The organism is Nonomuraea sp. NPDC050394 (assembly GCF_044459065.1).
GTDB lineage: Bacteria > Actinomycetota > Actinomycetes > Streptosporangiales > Streptosporangiaceae > Nonomuraea.
The window spans coordinates 113,429-128,944 of sequence record NZ_JBITIO010000006.1 but is presented as its reverse complement, the minus strand read 5'-3'; the positions used below and the strand labels follow the sequence as shown (position 1 = coordinate 128,944).

11 protein-coding genes are annotated in these 15,516 nt (G+C 74.4%); 9 read left to right on the top strand and 2 right to left on the bottom strand.

All coding sequences use genetic code 11. From position 1 onward, the window contains the following. The first annotated feature begins 3 nt into the window (after positions 1-3). The 6 genes from ACIBKY_RS24440 to ACIBKY_RS24415 all read left to right on the top strand — a co-directional run bounded on the left by ACIBKY_RS24440 (position 4) and on the right by ACIBKY_RS24415 (position 8,908). Entirely contained in the window at positions 4-951 is a 948-nt protein-coding gene (locus ACIBKY_RS24440) for an NAD(P)-dependent oxidoreductase (protein ID WP_397099674.1), read from the top strand. A gap of 98 nt (positions 952-1,049) precedes the next feature. Next, positions 1,050-1,388: a YciI family protein gene (locus ACIBKY_RS24435; protein WP_397099673.1), complete on the top strand. Its 339-nt coding sequence runs from the start codon at positions 1,050-1,052 to the stop codon at positions 1,386-1,388. Further along, positions 1,385-2,560: an RNA polymerase sigma factor gene (locus ACIBKY_RS24430; protein WP_397099671.1), complete on the top strand. Its 1,176-nt coding sequence runs from the start codon at positions 1,385-1,387 to the stop codon at positions 2,558-2,560. Before ACIBKY_RS24435 ends, ACIBKY_RS24430 begins: the two co-directional genes overlap by 4 nt. Before the next feature lie 66 nt (positions 2,561-2,626). Next, entirely contained in the window at positions 2,627-4,387 is a 1,761-nt protein-coding gene (locus ACIBKY_RS24425; protein WP_397099669.1) for an RNA ligase family protein, read from the top strand. Further along, positions 4,387-7,167 carry an RNA repair domain-containing protein gene (locus ACIBKY_RS24420; protein ID WP_397099667.1) on the top strand — a complete coding sequence of 927 codons (2,781 nt, stop codon included), beginning with the start codon at positions 4,387-4,389 and terminating at the stop codon, positions 7,165-7,167. The genes ACIBKY_RS24425 and ACIBKY_RS24420 overlap by 1 nt, the downstream gene beginning before the upstream one ends. Positions 7,168-7,174: 7 nt before the next feature. After that, complete coding sequence (locus ACIBKY_RS24415) at positions 7,175-8,908, top strand: GNAT family N-acetyltransferase (RefSeq protein WP_397099665.1); 1,734 nt, start codon at positions 7,175-7,177, stop codon at positions 8,906-8,908. On the opposite strand, the gene ACIBKY_RS24410 is transcribed toward ACIBKY_RS24415, so the two are convergent. Continuing rightward, entirely contained in the window at positions 8,856-9,578 is a 723-nt protein-coding gene (locus tag ACIBKY_RS24410) for a hypothetical protein (RefSeq protein ID WP_397099663.1), read from the bottom strand. The two genes, ACIBKY_RS24415 and ACIBKY_RS24410, sit on opposite strands and share 53 nt — an antisense overlap. A 144-nt stretch (positions 9,579-9,722) precedes the next feature. Between ACIBKY_RS24410 and ACIBKY_RS24405 the strand changes: the two genes are divergently transcribed. Next, entirely contained in the window at positions 9,723-11,051 is a 1,329-nt protein-coding gene (locus ACIBKY_RS24405) for a hypothetical protein (protein WP_397099662.1), read from the top strand. Beyond that, the gene (locus tag ACIBKY_RS24400; protein WP_397099660.1) at positions 11,048-11,848 is read left to right on the top strand and encodes a substrate-binding periplasmic protein; all 801 of its coding nucleotides are present in this window, start codon (positions 11,048-11,050) and stop codon (positions 11,846-11,848) included. Before ACIBKY_RS24405 ends, ACIBKY_RS24400 begins: the two co-directional genes overlap by 4 nt. On the opposite strand, the gene ACIBKY_RS24395 is transcribed toward ACIBKY_RS24400, so the two are convergent. Further along, positions 11,845-12,855 carry an ABC transporter substrate-binding protein gene (locus ACIBKY_RS24395; RefSeq protein ID WP_397099658.1) on the bottom strand — a complete coding sequence of 337 codons (1,011 nt, stop codon included), beginning with the start codon at positions 12,853-12,855 and terminating at the stop codon, positions 11,845-11,847. The two genes, ACIBKY_RS24400 and ACIBKY_RS24395, sit on opposite strands and share 4 nt — an antisense overlap. Positions 12,856-13,047: 192 nt before the next feature. Here ACIBKY_RS24395 and ACIBKY_RS24390 point away from each other — a divergent pair, with 192 nt between their 5' ends. Next, positions 13,048-15,510: an FtsX-like permease family protein gene (locus ACIBKY_RS24390; protein ID WP_397099657.1), complete on the top strand. Its 2,463-nt coding sequence runs from the start codon at positions 13,048-13,050 to the stop codon at positions 15,508-15,510. Positions 15,511-15,516 lie beyond the last annotated feature (6 nt).

Genomic DNA, 15,516 nt, shown 5'->3' with positions numbered 1-15,516 from the left:
GCCATGAACACCAACCGGCAGGACGCCGTGACGGTCCTCGGCCTCGGGCTGATGGGCGAAGCTCTGGCCCGCGCCTTCCTGCGCGCCGGCCACCCCACGACCGTGTGGAACCGTTCGCCCGGCAAGGCGGACCGCCTCGTCGCCGAGGGAGCGCTGCTCGCCGGCTCGGCGGCCGAGGCCGTCGCCGCGAGCCCGCTCGTGATCGTCTGCCTCACCGGGTACGACGCGGTCCACGACCTGCTCGGCCCGCTGGAGAAGATCCTTGACGGCCGCGTCCTGGTGAACCTGACCTCCGGCACCTCCCGGGCCGCGCGGGAGGCCGCCGCCTGGGCCGCAGGCCGTGGCGCCGGTTACCTCGACGGCGCGGTCATGGCCGTGCCCCAGGCCATCGGCACCGCCGACGGCCTCATCCTCTACAGCGGGCCCCGGCCGGTCTTCGACCGGTACGAGCCCGCGCTGCGCGGTCTCGGCGCGCAGGCCACGTACCTCGGCACGGACCCCGGGCTGTCCTCGCTCTACGACGTGGCCTCGCTGAGCCTGTCGTGGAGCGTCCTGAACGGCTTCCTGCAGGGCGTCGCGCTGCTGGGCACCGCGGGGGTGGACGCCGCGACGTTCGCCGCGTTCGCGAAGGAGGCCCTCGGCGGCGTGCTCGGCTGGCTGGAGGGGTACGCGCGGCAGATCGACGACGGCGCGTACCCGGCGCTCGACGCCACCATCGACACCCAGCGGGCGGCGATGGCGCACATCGTCGAGGAGAGCGAGTCGCTCGGCGTCAGCGCCGAGCTGCCGAGGTTCGTCAAGGCCCTGGCCGACCGGGCCGCGGCGGCCGGCCACGGCGGCAGCGGCTACGCGGCGATGATCGAGCAGTTCCGCACGCCACCTCGGGAGCCGACGACCGGCATTCTGCCGGGAAGCGGGGTGAAGGATTCGCGACCGCTGCGGCAGGGGTAATCCTGAGCGAAGAAGAAAAACGGCCGGGCCGGGGTGTCGATTTCGCCGCGGCCCGTTTGTCTATGACAGGACCCTTCCCGAGAATCCAGGAGGACACGATGAAGTACATGCTGCTGATCAGCCACGGCGATCCGGAGGCGTGGGAGAACCTGTCGGAGGAGGAGCAGAAGGCGCTGCCCGCGGCGTACCAGGCGATCGAGAACACCCCGGGGGTGACGCCGGGACAGTGGATGCAGGCGCCGGACACGGCCACCACGGTGCGGGTGCTGGACGGCAGGACGCTGACGACCGACGGCCCGTTCGTGGAGATGAAGGAGGCCATCGGCGGCTACCTGTTCTACGAGGCCGACGACCTCGACGCGGCGATCGAGCTGGCCGGGCGGATCCCGGCGGCCCGCATGGGCGGCGCGGTCGAGATACGCCCGCTGAACCCGTGACCGATGTGCTGGAGCGGGTCTTCCGCGAGCAGTGGGGACGTGTTCTGGCCGCGCTGATCGGCTACCTCGGCGACTTCGACCTCGCCGAGGAGGCCGCGCAGGAGGCCTTCGCGATCGCCGCCGGCCGGTGGCCGCGCGACGGGACGCCGGCCCATCCGGGCGCCTGGCTGATCACGACGGCGCGCAACCGGGCGCTCAACCGCGTCCGCCGCGACCGCACGCTGGCCGAGAAGACCCGCCTGCTCGCGGTACGGCGGTCCTGGGAGGACGAGATGGACGACGCCGTGTTCCGCGACGAGCGGCTCGAGCTCATCTTCACGTGCTGCCATCCCGCGTTGTCCATGGAGGCGCAGGTCGCCCTGACGTTGCGGGCGCTCGGCGGGCTCAGCACCGGCGACCTCGCGCACGCGTTCCTGGTGCCGGAGCCGACGATGGCGCAGCGCCTGGTGCGGGCCAAGCGGAAGATCAGGGTGTCCGGGATCCCGTTCCGGGTGCCGGCCGACCATCTGCTGCCCGACCGGCTGGCGGCGGTGCTCGCGGTGGCGTACCTGATCTTCAACGAGGGGTACACGGGGCGGGTGGACCTGGCGGGCGAGGCGATCCGGCTCGGGCGAGCCCTGGTCGAGCTCATGCCGGACGAGGCCGAGGCGCACGGGCTGCTGGCCCTCATGCTGCTGCACGACTCGCGCCGCCGGGCCCGCTTCCGCGACGGCGAGCTGGTGCTGCTGGCCGAGCAGGACCGGTCGTTGTGGGACAGCGCCATGATCGCCGACGGGCGCCGGACGCTGGCGCGGGCGCTGGCTCTGCAAGGGCGCGGGCCGTACGTCGTCCAGGCGGCGATCGCCGCCCTGCACACCGAGGAGCCGGCCGACTGGCCACAGATCGCCATGCTGTACGGCGAGCTCGCCAGGCTGACCGGTTCCCCGGTGGTCGAGCTGAACCGCGCCATCGCCATCGCCGAGGCACGGGGGCCTGAGGCCGGTCTCGAGATCATCGACCGGCTGCCGCTGCGGGACTTCCACTACCTGCACGCCGCCCGTGGCGAGCTGCTGGATCGCGCCGGCCGTACCGGGGAGGCCCGCGCGGCCTACGAGCGCGCGCTCGCCCTCGTCCGCGACGACGCGGAACGGCGGCTGCTCCGGCGCCGGCTGGATCGGCTCGCCCCGCCTTGATTTATTGGATGGAGGGCGCTTTCTCCCCGCTTGTACAGTGGCCTCCGGCCGACCGGGGGAGGGATCATGCGCGTGCACTATCCGCGTACCCCTCACCTGCCCTGGTCGCCGGGCGTGAGCCCGGACGACGTGCGCGCGGGCGACCTGTCCGGGCTGCGCGGACGCGAGGTCGTGGTGACGGAGAAGCTCGACGGGGAGAACACGACCCTGTACCCGGACGGTCTGCACGCCCGGTCGCCGGACTCCGCCCATCATCCTTCGCGGGCCTGGGTCAAGGGGCTGCAGGGGCGGATCGGGGCGCGGATTCCGGCGGGGCTGCGGGTGTGCGGGGAGAACGTGTACGCCCGGCACTCCATCGCCTACGAGGAGCTGGAGAGCTGGTTCTACGGGTTCTCCGTGTGGGACGGCGAGCGGTGCCTGGGCTGGGATCGCACGGTCGCGTTTCTGCGTGAGCTGGGGATTCCCGTCCCGCCCGTGCTGTGGCGCGGAGTCTTCGACGAGCGGGCGCTGCGGGGGCTGCGGCCGGATCCGGAGCGGCAGGAGGGCTACGTGGTGCGGGCCGCCGAGGAGTTCGTGCTGGCGGACTTCGCGGGGCGGGTGGCGAAGTGGGTGCGCCGCGATCACGTGCGGACGGACACGCACTGGATGCACGCGCCGGTGGTGCCGAACGGGCTCGGGCCCGGTGCGGCGCTGTGGTCGGTGCGCTCGGGCGCGGAGCCGAACGTGACGGCGCTGCTGGCGGCGGTGGATCCCGGGCGTGGGGCGAAGGAAGGCGCGACTCCCGCGGCGGTGGATCCCGGGCAGCCGGGGGTGGAAGGCTCGGCGGCGGAGGCGGTGGCCGAGGTGGCGGCCCGGCTGGACGCGATCGGCCGGGGCGGGGACGCGCGGCTGGCGGGGGTGCTGGCCGTGGCGCTGCCGCCGACGCCCCGGGCCGTGCTGGCGGCGCGGCTGGTCCGGCCCTTGGGCATGCCGCTGGCCCGGCGGATCGCGGATCTGGCCGGGTTGCGGGGCGCGCTGCGCCGGCCGTTTCCCGACGAGGAGCGGCGGGCCGGGCTGGGCCGGATGGCGCTGGCCGCCGACCTGGGCGTGCTGCACGCCGTCGCCGCGGTCCTGCCGGCCGGGCCGGCGCAGGAGGCCCGGGAACAGGTCGCCTGGTCGGCCCTGCACGCCGAGGACGCCGGCCTGCTCGGACCGGACCCGCTGGAGCCGTTGCGGGCCGGGCTGCGTGCGGGATTGGCCGGGCTCGACGGCGAGGCGGCCGGCCGGTGCTGGGCCGAGGCGCGCGCCGCCTGGGCGGCGGGAAGGATCGTCACGCCCGAGGACGCCGTGGCCGCGACGTGGCGGTGGCGGTCGGGGACCTTCCCCCGGCTGGTGCATCTGGTCGGGCCGTCGGGCAGCGGGAAGAGCACGTTCGCCGCCGGGCTGAGGGACGTCGTTCACGTGTCGCTGGATGAGCTTCGTGCGGCGCGGGGGTCGCGGGCCGATCAGCGGGACAACGGGGCCGTGCTCGGGCAGGGGCTGGGCCGGCTTGACGCCGCCCTGGCCGCGGGCGCGACGGTGGTGTGGGACGCCACCTCACTCAACCACCACCAGCGGAGCCTGGTCCACGCCGTGGCGCGCCGCCGCGACGCGCTCACGACGCACGTGGTCGTCCTGCTGGAGGAGGACGAGCTGCGCCGGCGCAACGCCGCCCGCGCCGGCGCGGTGCCCGCGCACGTGCTGGACGCGCAGGTGCGGCGCTACGTCCCGCCGTATCCTGGCCAGGCTCATCGCACCTGGTACGTCGGCGAGCGCGGGACCGTGGACGACCGGGACGGGCACCTGTGATGCGTACCAGCGAGGAGATCTATCACCGGGTCCGCTGGGATCCGCGCTTCGACCCGTCCCGCTTCGTCCTGGGTGTCGGCCAGCGCGACGCCGCGCCCAAGCGGGTGGCGCTGGCCGCGTTCACGCCGGGTGGCGAGATCCCCTGGCACCGGGTGCTGTTCGTCGAGGCGGACGGCGAGCTGGTCTGGGACCGGGCCACGGGCCTGGACCGCCTCGACACCTGTGAGGCCGGGCGGGCGCGGGACCCGCGCCGCCTGCGCGCGCCGTTCTTCACCGCGAGGACGCCGTACGCGTGGGATCCGGCGGGGGAATGGCTGCCCGCCACCGGGCGGCCCGGCTCCGGACCTCACGACGGGGTGGTGCGGGTGCTGACGTGGAACACGCTGTGGGACCGCTACGACAGCGACCGCATCGACACCGCCCGCCGCCGCGTTCTGCTTCTGCGCGCCCTTGAGGAGGCCGACGCGGACGTCCTGGCGCTGCAGGAGGTCGAGCCCGCGCTGGTGTCCATGCTGCTGGCCGCCCCCTGGGTACGCGCCGCCTACACCCTGGGCACCGACCCCCGCGGACCGGACGTCGGCGACGGCGGCCTCCTGCTGCTCAGCCGGCTGCCCGTACGCGAGGCGGCGGGCCACGAGCTGGGCCCGCACAAGTCGGTGGCCGCCATCGTCACCGACACCGCCGCGGGCCCGCTCGTCGTCGCCGTGACCCATCTGACCAGTGACCATTCCGCCGACGGCGCGGGCAGGCGGCGCGCCGAACTGGCCCGGATCGCCGAGGGGCTGTCCGGCCTGGACGGCGACCTGGTCCTGATGGGCGACTTCAACGACGGCACCGGCACCCCGGAGTCCGCGCTGCGCCTGCGCGACGCCTGGATCGAGGCGCACGGATCCGGCGAGACGCCCACCTTCGACCCCGGCGTCAACCCGCTGGCCGCGCTCTCCTCCCGGTCCGGCCGGGCGGCGCGCCTGGACCGCGTGCTGCTGCGCGGGCGAGCCCGGGTGGTCTCGGCGGCGCTGCGCGGCGACACGCCCGGCCCCGGCGGGCTGTACGTCTCCGACCACTACGGGGTCGAGGCGGTCCTCGACGTCTTCGGCGCCGAGGACGGCGGGATGCTCGACGTGCCGCCGACGGCGCGTACGGCGGTGGCGTGGATACCGCCGCGCGAGCTGTGGCCGCCGATCCAGGAGGTCAGGCGCGCGCACGATCCGCAGCTCGACCGCTGGCCGCCGCATGTCAACCTGCTGTTCGGGTTCGTGCCGGAGTCGGAGTTCGAGGCGGCGGCGCCGCTGGTGGCGGCGGCGGCCGCCGAGACGGAGCCGTTCACCGTCCGGCTGGAGGGGGTGCGCACGTTCCGTCACCGCGCCCACACGACCTCCTGGCTCGACCCCGCCGCCGCCGGCCCCGAGCCCTGGGCCGGGCTGCGCCGTTCACTCGAACGGCGCTTCCCGCGCTGCGAGGGCCGCCGGGAGGGCTTCACCCCGCACCTGACGCTCGGCCGCACCGACGCCGCGATCCGCCTCGCCGCGATGACGGCGCGGGTCGGCGAGCTGGTCCTGCTGTCGCGCCGCGCCGAGGAGCCCATGCGCCCCCGCGCCCGGATCACCCTGGGCACCGGCGAGATCCACTGGCTCCCCGACCCGCCGTCCCCCGCGCCCCCGGCGGCCGGTGGATCCCTTCGCCGCGACCTGGCCGCGGTGGCCGGGCAGGTGGTGCGGCGGCTGGAGGAGGCGCTGGAACCGGGGGTCGTGCACGTCACCGGGTCCCGGCGCATGGGCTGTGAGCTGCCCGGCGCGGATCTGGACCTGGTGGCGGTCCTGCCCGGCGCGGCCGGGGCCGAGTCCCTGGTACGCGCGGCGCTGCCCGAAGCGACCCGGCTGCGCCAGGTGATCGGCGCCCGCGTGCCCGGCCTGCGCTTCCACACCGGCGGACTGGACGTGGACCTGACCGTGGTCCCCGCCGGCGCCCTCCCGCCCGACCAGGCGCTCGCCCGCCGCGCCGAACTGGGCGAGCAGGCGGCCATCGCGCTCAGCGCCGTCACCGACGCCCAGGCCATCCGCACCGCCACCGCCGCGGACCTCGCCGGTGACGAACATGCCCGCTTCACCCGCCTGGCCGTGCAGGTGAAGGCGTGGGCACGGGCGCGTGGCCTGGACTGCGCCCCGTTCGGCGGGCTGCCCGGCCTGGCCTGGGCGGTCATGGCCGCGCGTACCGCACGCGAGAGCGGGCCGCAGGACGACCCGCTGACCCTGTTCTTCAGCACCTGGGCCGCCTGGGACTGGCGCGACCCGATCGCCCTCGGCCCCACCGCGACCGCCCGCGAACCGGCCCCCGTCACGGTGCTGACGCCCAGCGACCCGGTGCGCAACTGCGCCCGCCAGGTCGGCCCCGGCGGCCTGGACCTGCTCACCCGGGAGCTCTACCTGGCCTGGGAGCTCATGGACGACGGCCGGAGCGCCGCGCTCCTGTCCGCGCCGCCCCTGCACCGCAGGCACGCGGCCTGGGCGGTGGTGACCGTCCGCTCGCCGGAGGAGGCGGGCCGCGTCAGGGGACGCATGCTGGACCTGCTGGCCGCCCTGGCCGAGGCGGGGGCGGCGGACGCGCATGCCTGGCCGCGCCCGTTCGAGAGCGGCCCGCGGCGGACCCGCTACGCGATCGGCCTGGGCCGCACTCCCCCGCCGGCCGGGCGGCTGGGCGAGATCGCCGGCCGGTGGGCCGGAGATCTGGCGGGCGTCTCGGTCGAGCACGCCGAGGGCGGGGCCGTACCGACCTTGATATGAATGCCGGGTGAGCGGACGGGTGTGGCTGAGGGCGGCACGGCCGGACGAGGCCGGGCCGCTGAGCGCGCTGGCGATGCGGTCCAAGGCGTCCTGGGGGTATGACGAGGCGTTCCTGGACGCCTGCCGGGAGGAGTTACGGCTGCGCGACGTCGTCGGCCGCAGAACCGTGGTGGCCGAGCGGGACGGCGGCGTGGTGGGGTTCGCCACGCTGGACGGTGACCAGCCGCACGGCGAGCTGGGCATGCTGTTCGTGGAGCCGGAGGCGATCGGCCAGGGCGTGGGCGGGCTCCTCTACCGGCGGGTGCTCGAAGAGGCGGGGCGGATCGGGTTCACCCGGCTGTCGATCGCCTCCGATCCGCACGCCGAGGGCTTCTACCTGGCGATGGGCGCGCGGCGCCACGGCGTCTCCGGCGCGCTGCCGCTGCTGGTCGCCTGGCCGCCGGGACCGGAACCGGCGTCGGTGAACGCGTGGACCGGCGGGCGAGCGGCCGTGCACGTCGGCAACGTCGCCGAGTTCAACCGGACGTTCAGCCCGATCCCGGCGGGAGGCGACCATTACTCCTGCCTCGCGGTGTTCGCGAGCCCGCGTCCCGCGGTCGTGATCCTGCCGGAGCCGGTGGACGGGGCGTGGATCCGGGATCTGGCGGACGTGCTCGGCTGGGGCGAGGTGGAGGTCCACGACGGCGTCGCCGCGGACGGCGGGGTGTCGGCGGCGATCGCCTCCAGGCCGGATCTCATGCAGTGCCTGGGCCGGGGGCGCGTGCTGCCCTGGGGGCGTACCGCGGAGTTCGAGCGGATCGTCCCGTCGGCGGGCGGCGTGCCGGCGGCCATCGGGAGGTTCGAGTCCAAGCGCGGCGCGCACGAGCTGTTCCGGGCGCTGGCCCCCGGGCATCCGGGAATCCTCATCCCGCGGCAGCGGCCGGTCGGCTCGCGGCGGGAGCTGCTGCGCGAGCTGGCCAGGGGAGAGCCACTGGTGCTGAAGACCGAGTACGGCGTCGGCGGGTCCGGCACGCTGGTCGTGACCGGCGCCACGCCGCGGATCGGAGCGCTGGCGCGACGGTGGGCGCGCGAGGGCGGGCTGCTGGAGGAGTACGTGGACGGCTCGGGCCCGTTCCGCGCCCCGACCTTCGACGCCGTCATCGACGACGCCGGAGAGGTCCACCCGGTCGGGGCGGGCGCGATGGTGATGGACGGCACCCGCTACCAGGGGGTCACCGTGGGCCCCGGCGTGCTGCCCGCGGCGCTCGAAGAGACGGCCGTGCGGTTCGGCGGCGCGGTGGGCGGGGCGCTGGCCGCGCACGGGTACCGGGGGTGGTTCGACGTGGACTACGTCACCGGCCCGACCGGCCGCCTGGCCCCGACCGAGATCAACCTGCGGCTCACCGGCCCGGCCGCGGCGTTCTGTATCCAGGCCCGGCTGGACCGGCTCCACGGCGGCCGCCACTTCGTGCGCACGCTGGACCACCTGCCGCTCGGCGCCCGCCTGCCCCCGTCCGCGCTGCGTGCCCACGTCGCGCGGGCGGCGGAGGAGTGCCGGGGGCTCGGCGCGACGCTCCTGGTCACGGTGCCGACGGCGGCGGCTGAGGCGGAGCCGTACGTCGGAATGGCGATCGCCGCGCGCACGGCCCGCGCCCTCGACGAGGCGGAGGCCGCGCTGCGCGGCGCGAACGAGGCGCTCGGCGCCATCTTCACCGCCGCGGCACGGCCACGAAGAGGACGAGCACGGCCGCGGCGATCATGAGGGTGACGTTGAACCCGTAGACCAGGGCGGCCTGGCGCGGCCAGTCCGTCTTGGCGGCGAGCCGGTAGAAGTTGTCCTGCGGCCACCACGCGACCAGCAGCCAGGTGATCGCCACGTGCGCGAGCGTCGTCAGCCATGCCGGGCGTCCCAGCCGGGCCAGGAACGGCCGCCCGGACACCAGGAACATGACGCCCAGCCCGAACGACACGTACTCGGCGGCGTAGAGCCCGCGGAAGAACCCCGCCCACGGCTGGGGCACACCGGTCAGATCCGTCGAGTACGGCCAGAGCACGTCCGTCAGCCCGAACGCCACCATCCCCGCCGTGACGGCGACCAGCACCCGGACGGGCACCATGCCTGCGGGGTCATCGCCCCGGCCGCCCGCCTTCCCGCCGCCTCTCCTCGACCCGGCCCGTACGGGCAGCGGCAGGCTCTCGTGCTCGATCTCGCCGTCCGGCGTGCGCGGCAGCACGGGCACCACGGCCACCAGGTCGGGCACCCGCCGTTCCGGCAGCCGCCCGCGCAGGAACGAGGCGAGCTCCTCCCCCCGCGTCCCGCCGGGCGCGACGACGTAGGCGATCAGCGTCGTGCCGTCCCTGACGACGGCGCAGTCGGCCACCTTCGGGTGCGCGCGTAACTCCCTTTCGATGACGCTGAGGCGGTCCGGCATACACGGCCCCCATCTCCAGTCGATGATCGTCGTCCCTGAGGTTGTACCCAGCCTCTTGCGGAGCCGTCGCGCTCGCGGTCATGCTCGATCTTCGAGCACAAGTCGATGTCGGGAGGCGCGGGTGCGCACACGCCGGAGCGGCCCATGACGGTGACGGCGACGACCCCGGCGCGGCGCGAACGATCGGTCTCCGGGCGGGTACGGCTGCTGTCCGGGCTGGCCCTGCTGGCGCTGACGCTGCTGCTGGGCGCGTTCGTGGCCGGGGCGGCGAGCACCGGCACGGGCCTGCGTACCATCGGGCACGACGCCGGCCCCCAGGTGCTCGCCACCACGGGCCTGTACCGGCAGATGTCGGAGATGGACGCCCTGGTGGCCGAGACCCTGCTGCTCGGCAGGGAGTACGGCCCGCAGCAGCAGGCCGACCTGACCGGCTACGACCAGCGGCGGCTGGAGATCTCCGAGAGCCTGCTCAAGGCCTACCGGCTCGCCCTCGACAATCCCGCCGAGCAGCGCACGGTCGAGTCGCTGATCGAGGGCCTGGGCCGCTACGAACGGCTGGCCGCCCACGCCCGCCTGCTGGACACCCAGTCCGGGCACACCGCGGGCGCGCCGCCCGACAACGTGGTCGCCGCCTACCAGCGGGCCACCGACCTCATGCACCGCGAACTGCTGCCCCAGGCCTACAACCTGACGCTGGAGACCGGGACGATCGTGCGGCGCGCGCACGACGCCGAGCGCTCGGCCACCTCGCTGGCCCGGACCGCGGTCATCGTGACCGGGCTGCTCGCGCTGGGCTGCCTGCTGGCGTTGCAGGCGTATCTGACCCGCAGGTTCCGGCGGATCTTCGCCCCGGCCCTGGTGGTGGCCACCGTGCTCACCGCGGCCGGCCTGGTGAGCGGCCTGGCCCTGCTCAACCAGCAGGGCCGGGCGCTGGAGGAGGCCAAGGCCCGCGGGTTCGACTCGGTGCTGACCCTGACCAGGACGCGGGCGATCAGCAAGAGCATGCACGGCGACCAGAGCCGCTACCTGCTCGACCGCTTCCGCAAGGACACCTACGAGCACACCTTCCTGGACAAGGCCCGCACGATCGTCGCCGTCGAGTCCACCAGCCTGCCCGACTACCAGAGCAAGCTGCACCGGAACTTCCAGGGGGTGCTCGGCGGCCTGGCGGGGCGCGAGCGCGACCGGCTCTTCGCCGTCTACCAGCGCTTCCAGCAGGCCGACGCGCGGATGCGGACCATGTCGGGCGAGGCGGCGATCAAGTTCTGGGACGGCGAGCTCACCCAGGCCTACGAAGGCTACGACCAGGTGCTGGAGGAACTGGTCCGGCGGCACGAGTCGGACTTCGAGCGGGCCATCGACAGCGGCGACGGCGCTCTGGAGACGCTGTGGCGGTGGATCCCGGCGGGGCTGGCCGCGGGTGCCCTGTTCATCCTGGCCGGCATCCGGCCCCGGCTGAGGGAGTACCGGTGAGACGACTGCTGATCTGCCTCGTCCTGATCCTCACCGCCTGCGGCACCGCCCGGCCGGAGTCCTTCGTGGACAAGGACGAGCTGATCGTCGCCATCCGTTCCGACGTGCCGCTGATCAGCTTCAAGGGGGCGGACGGCGCCTACCGGGGCTTCAACATCGACGTGGCCCAGGATCTCATCGCCCGGCTGGGCAAGCGGATCCGATGGCTGGAGATCAAGGCCGGTGACCAGACCAATGTGCTCACCGACGGACGGGCCGACGTGGTCTTCGCCCACATGTCGGTCACGCCCGAGCGCAAGAAGCTGATCGACTTCGCCGGGCCGTACCACGTCGACTTCCAGGACATCGCGGTACGGCCGGCCGACAAGGGCGCCATCCGCGACGTCCGCGACCTCGAAGGCCGCAAGATCTGCTGGGTGCGCGGCACCAACATCGCCCAGCGGATCGTGGACGAACGCCGCGTCGAGGCGAAGCCGGTCGAGGCACCCGACTACAACGTGTGCCTCGACATGATCAAGGACGGCCGGATCGACGCCATCTCCACCAACAGCCAGATCCTCGCAGGGCTGCTCACCAAGCCCGGCGTCGACCTGCACCTGGTCGGCGCGACGTTCAACGAGCAGCGCACCTCGATCGGCGTGCGCAAGGGCGACGTCGACGGCTGCGAGGAGCTCAACCGGGCCATCACCCGCATGTACCAGGACGGCACGGCGCACATGCTGCTGGACAAGTGGTTCGGCAGGTCCGGCATCGACCTGTCGGTGGTCTCGGTGCCGCAGTTCGAGGGCTGCTCCTAGGCGGGCGGCCCGGCGACCTCCGCGCCGAACCTGGCGACGAGCTCCTGCTTGGCCCGCCCGGCGGCCTCCACGTCGTAGGAGACCAGCTTGACCGTCGCGGGGTCGGCCGCCTTGGAGTGCGGCGGCACCCGCGTATTGGTGGGCAGGGCGTAGAACTTCACCAGCGGCCCGAGCCGCTGGGAGGCCCCGCTCAGCGCCCAGTCGACGTACGTGCGCGCGCTGCCCGGATTGTGCGCCCCGGCCAGGACGGCCAGCCCGCCGAGCTCGAAGCCGGTGCCCTCTTCCGGGAACGTCACCTCCAGGTCCGGATAGCCCTGCTCCTGGGCGGCGACGCAGTCGTGGGAGAACACGACGCCGACCGCCGCCTCCCCCTTGGCCGCCTGTATGGCGGCCTCGCTGCCAGAGGTGTTGTACCTCGGCACGTTCTGATGGAGGCCGCGCATGTAGCCGAGTGCCGCGCCGGTGTCGCGGCCGTTCAGCTCCGCCTGGGTCCACAGCGCGGTGTAGGCGGTGCCCGAGGTGGCCGGATGGGCGATGGCGACGCCGCCGCGCAGCCGCTTGTCCAGCAGTTCGCCCCACGAGCGGACCGGCTTCATGCCGCGTTCGGCCAGTTCCTTGGTGTTGTTGCAGAAGGACAGCACACCGGCGTAGATCCCGCTCCAGGCGCCGTCGCGGTCGGCCCAGCCCGGCCGGATCTCCCCGGACACCGCCGACCGGTACGGCTCCAGCAGCCCCTGCCCCTTGGCGGCCACGTAGGCGTCGGCCGGTCCGCCGTGCCAGACGTCGAACTCCTGGCGCTCCCTGGCCGCCTTGATCCGTTCCAGCGCCTCCCCGCTCGACAGCCGCACGTAGTCGGCCTCCACGCCGGTGGCGTCGGCGAACCGCTTGACCATCATCGCGCACCACCGCTCGCCCGCCCCGCACGCGACCGTGATCTTGTCCCGTCTCGGTGACGCGCAGCCCGCGGCGACGAGGACCACTACCAGCACGGCGGCCAACGGCCTCATTGCCTCTCCCAGGGGGTCGCCCAGATGTGATCTCATTCGACACTCCGCCGCGCGGCTCACGCAACGGGGTACCCGGGTACTCCTCGCCGGAGTACTCCGGTACCCGCCGAAGATCCGCCTGGATGGGGAGGATCCGCGCCATCGCCGCCGGGAGCCTGGAAAGGACGGGCACGACTTTCCAGGGAGGCTCTTTTGCTGTGGCTGGCATGGCGGACGGTACGCCGGCATCCGGGCAGCGTGCTGGGCGCGCTGATCACTCTCATCCTGGCCGCCACCGTGGTCGGCGCGATGTGGTTCGTGGTCGAATCGGCCGATCGGCAACGGCCCGTGACCGAGCGCTACGCCGGGGTCCCGCTCGTGGTCGGCGGCGTCGCGGGGACGTTGCCGCCCGGCCTGGTGCGCGCGCTCGACGCCCTGCCCGAGGTGGCGCGGACCGTACCGGACCTCACGTTCATCGCGCCGCTGTCGGTGCGCGGGAGGACGGTGAGCGTCCCGGGCGACCAGTACCCGAGTCCGGCCGGGCACGGGTGGGGCAGCGCCGCGCTGACGCCGTTCCGTATCGAGCGGGGCCGGCCGCCGGGCGCGCCGGGCGAGGTGGTGATGGACGCGCGGCTGGCCGGGGCGGCGGGCGTCGCCGTGGGCGAGCGGGTCGAGGTGGCGGTGTCCGGGGTCTTCCGGCCGTACGAGGTGGTCGGGGTGGCGGCGGCCGCGGGGGCCTGGCGCCACCAGTCGGCGTTGTTCTTCACCGACGATCACGCGGCCGAACTGGCCGGGGGGCGTGGCGGCGTCGACGCCGTCGGCGTCTTCCCGGCCGGCGGCGTCGCAACGGAGCGGCTGGGGCAGGCGGTCGGCCGGGTGCTGGAGCCATACAACCTCCGGACCGCGCTTCCGATGCGGATCTCGACCGGCGACGCCCGCGGCCTGGCCGAGGGCAACATCGTCCCGAGCTCCGGCGAGGGGTTCAACACCCTGTGGTTCCTGGTGTACATGACCGGGCTGGTCGCGGTCGGCATGGTGTCGGCGGTCATGGGGCTGTCGCTGCGGCGCAGGGGCAGGGAACTGGCGGTGCTGCGGGCCGTCGGCGCGCGTCCCGGGCAGTTGCGGGTGATGCTGGTCGCGGAGGCGGTCCTGCTCGCCCTGGCGGCGGGCGCGGTGGCGGTGCCGCTGGGCGCGCTGCTCGCGCCGGTGGTGGCCGGCCGCCTGCACGAGTTCGGCGTGCTGAACGCCGCGTTCGAGGTGCGCCTCACGCCACTGCCCGCGCTCTGGACGGTCCTGTTCGGCGTGGCCGTCGCGCTGCTGGCGAGCATGCTGGCGGTACGGCGGGCCATGCGCATCCGCCCCGGCGACGCGCTGGCCGAAGCCCCGGCCGAAGGCGCCCGGCTGGGCCGTGGCCGGCTGCTCACGGGGCTGGCGATGTTCGCGCTGGCAGCGGCGCTCACCGTCGTCCTGCTCGGGAACCTGGTCGCGCTGCCGGAGCCGCTGGGGCCGATGATCGCGCAGTTCTCGATCGTGACGGCTCTGGTCACCGGCGTGGGGCTGGTGGCCCCGTGGTTCGTCCTGCTCGCCGGCCGGCTGCTGCGCCCGGCGGCGGCGCGGGCCGGCCGCGCGGGCACCTTCCTGGCCACGGCGAACGTGGTCTTCAACCACCGCCGGTTCGCGGGGGCCGTCGGCTCGCTCACGCTGGGCATCACACTCGCCGGAGTGACCATCGGCACGCAGTTGTTCTACGACTGGCGGGCGGCCCACCGGGCCACGGCCGAGGTCATCGCGGACCACGTGCTCAAGCCCTCGCCGATCGGCAACGCCGTGGGCGAGGACCTGCGCCGCGGCCTGGGCGACGGGGCGGTGGGGGTCCGGATGGTGCCCATCACCACCCTTCCCGAAGGGCGGGCGCCGGTCGGGCTGATCGCCTCCCTGGTCACCGGCGATCCCACCCGGGTGCTGCGCCTTCCGGTGCGGGGCGGCCCGCTCGGCGGCCTGGAGGCCGGGCAGGTCGCGATGAGCGAGACACTGGCCGCGAGGCACGGCGTCCGCGTCGGGTCGCGGATCCGGATCCGGCTGCCGGGCACTCTCGAAGAGGCGAGCGTCACCGTGGCGGCCGTGTACGCCGACACCACCGAACTCGGGCAGGTGCTGCTGCCCTCGGCCGGCCCGCTGCAGGCGCAGCCGTACACGGCGATCTATGTGCGGGGGCCGCTCGGACGGGAGGTCTCCTCCGCGGCGGTCGTCTCCCACGACCGGCGGGAGTACGTGGAGAGCAAGGCGCTGGAAAGTGCCGAGAGCAACCGCCTCATGCCCTACGTCTCGATGCTCATCGGGGTCTTCTGCCTGGTGGCGGCGGTCAACAGCCTGTGTCTGGGGGTCGTGGACCGCAGGCGGGAGTTCGGGGCCATGCGGCGGCTGGGCATGCGCCGGCGCCAGGTGATGGGGATGGCCGGGTGGGAGAGCGTGCTCACCGTGCTGCCCGTGGTGGCGTTGTCGCTGGCCGCCGTCGCCGCCCTGGCGGTCGTGCACGCGGTGAGCGCCGGCGGGCCCGCCTCGCCGGGGTCTTTCATCCCCCTCGCGTGGCTGGCCCCGCTGGCGGGCGGCGCCCTGCTGGGGGGCTGGGCGGGTTCGGTCCTGGTCGTCCGTGCGGTCATGAAGAACGAAAGGTAGGCAGAG

Excerpts from the sequence above, each read along its gene's own strand:
- ACIBKY_RS24395 (WP_397099658.1), bottom strand. The coding sequence starts at position 12,855 with ATGAGGCCGTTGGCCGCCGTGCTGGTAGTGGTCCTCGTCGCCGCGGGC.
- ACIBKY_RS24405 (WP_397099662.1), top strand. The coding sequence starts at position 9,723 with ATGACGGTGACGGCGACGACCCCGGCGCGGCGCGAACGATCGGTCTCC.
- ACIBKY_RS24425 (WP_397099669.1), top strand. The coding sequence starts at position 2,627 with ATGCGCGTGCACTATCCGCGTACCCCTCACCTGCCCTGGTCGCCGGGC.
- ACIBKY_RS24410 (WP_397099663.1), bottom strand. The coding sequence starts at position 9,578 with ATGCCGGACCGCCTCAGCGTCATCGAAAGGGAGTTACGCGCGCACCCG.
- ACIBKY_RS24440 (WP_397099674.1), top strand. The coding sequence starts at position 4 with ATGAACACCAACCGGCAGGACGCCGTGACGGTCCTCGGCCTCGGGCTG.
- ACIBKY_RS24420 (WP_397099667.1), top strand. The coding sequence starts at position 4,387 with ATGCGTACCAGCGAGGAGATCTATCACCGGGTCCGCTGGGATCCGCGC.
- ACIBKY_RS24435 (WP_397099673.1), top strand. The coding sequence starts at position 1,050 with ATGAAGTACATGCTGCTGATCAGCCACGGCGATCCGGAGGCGTGGGAG.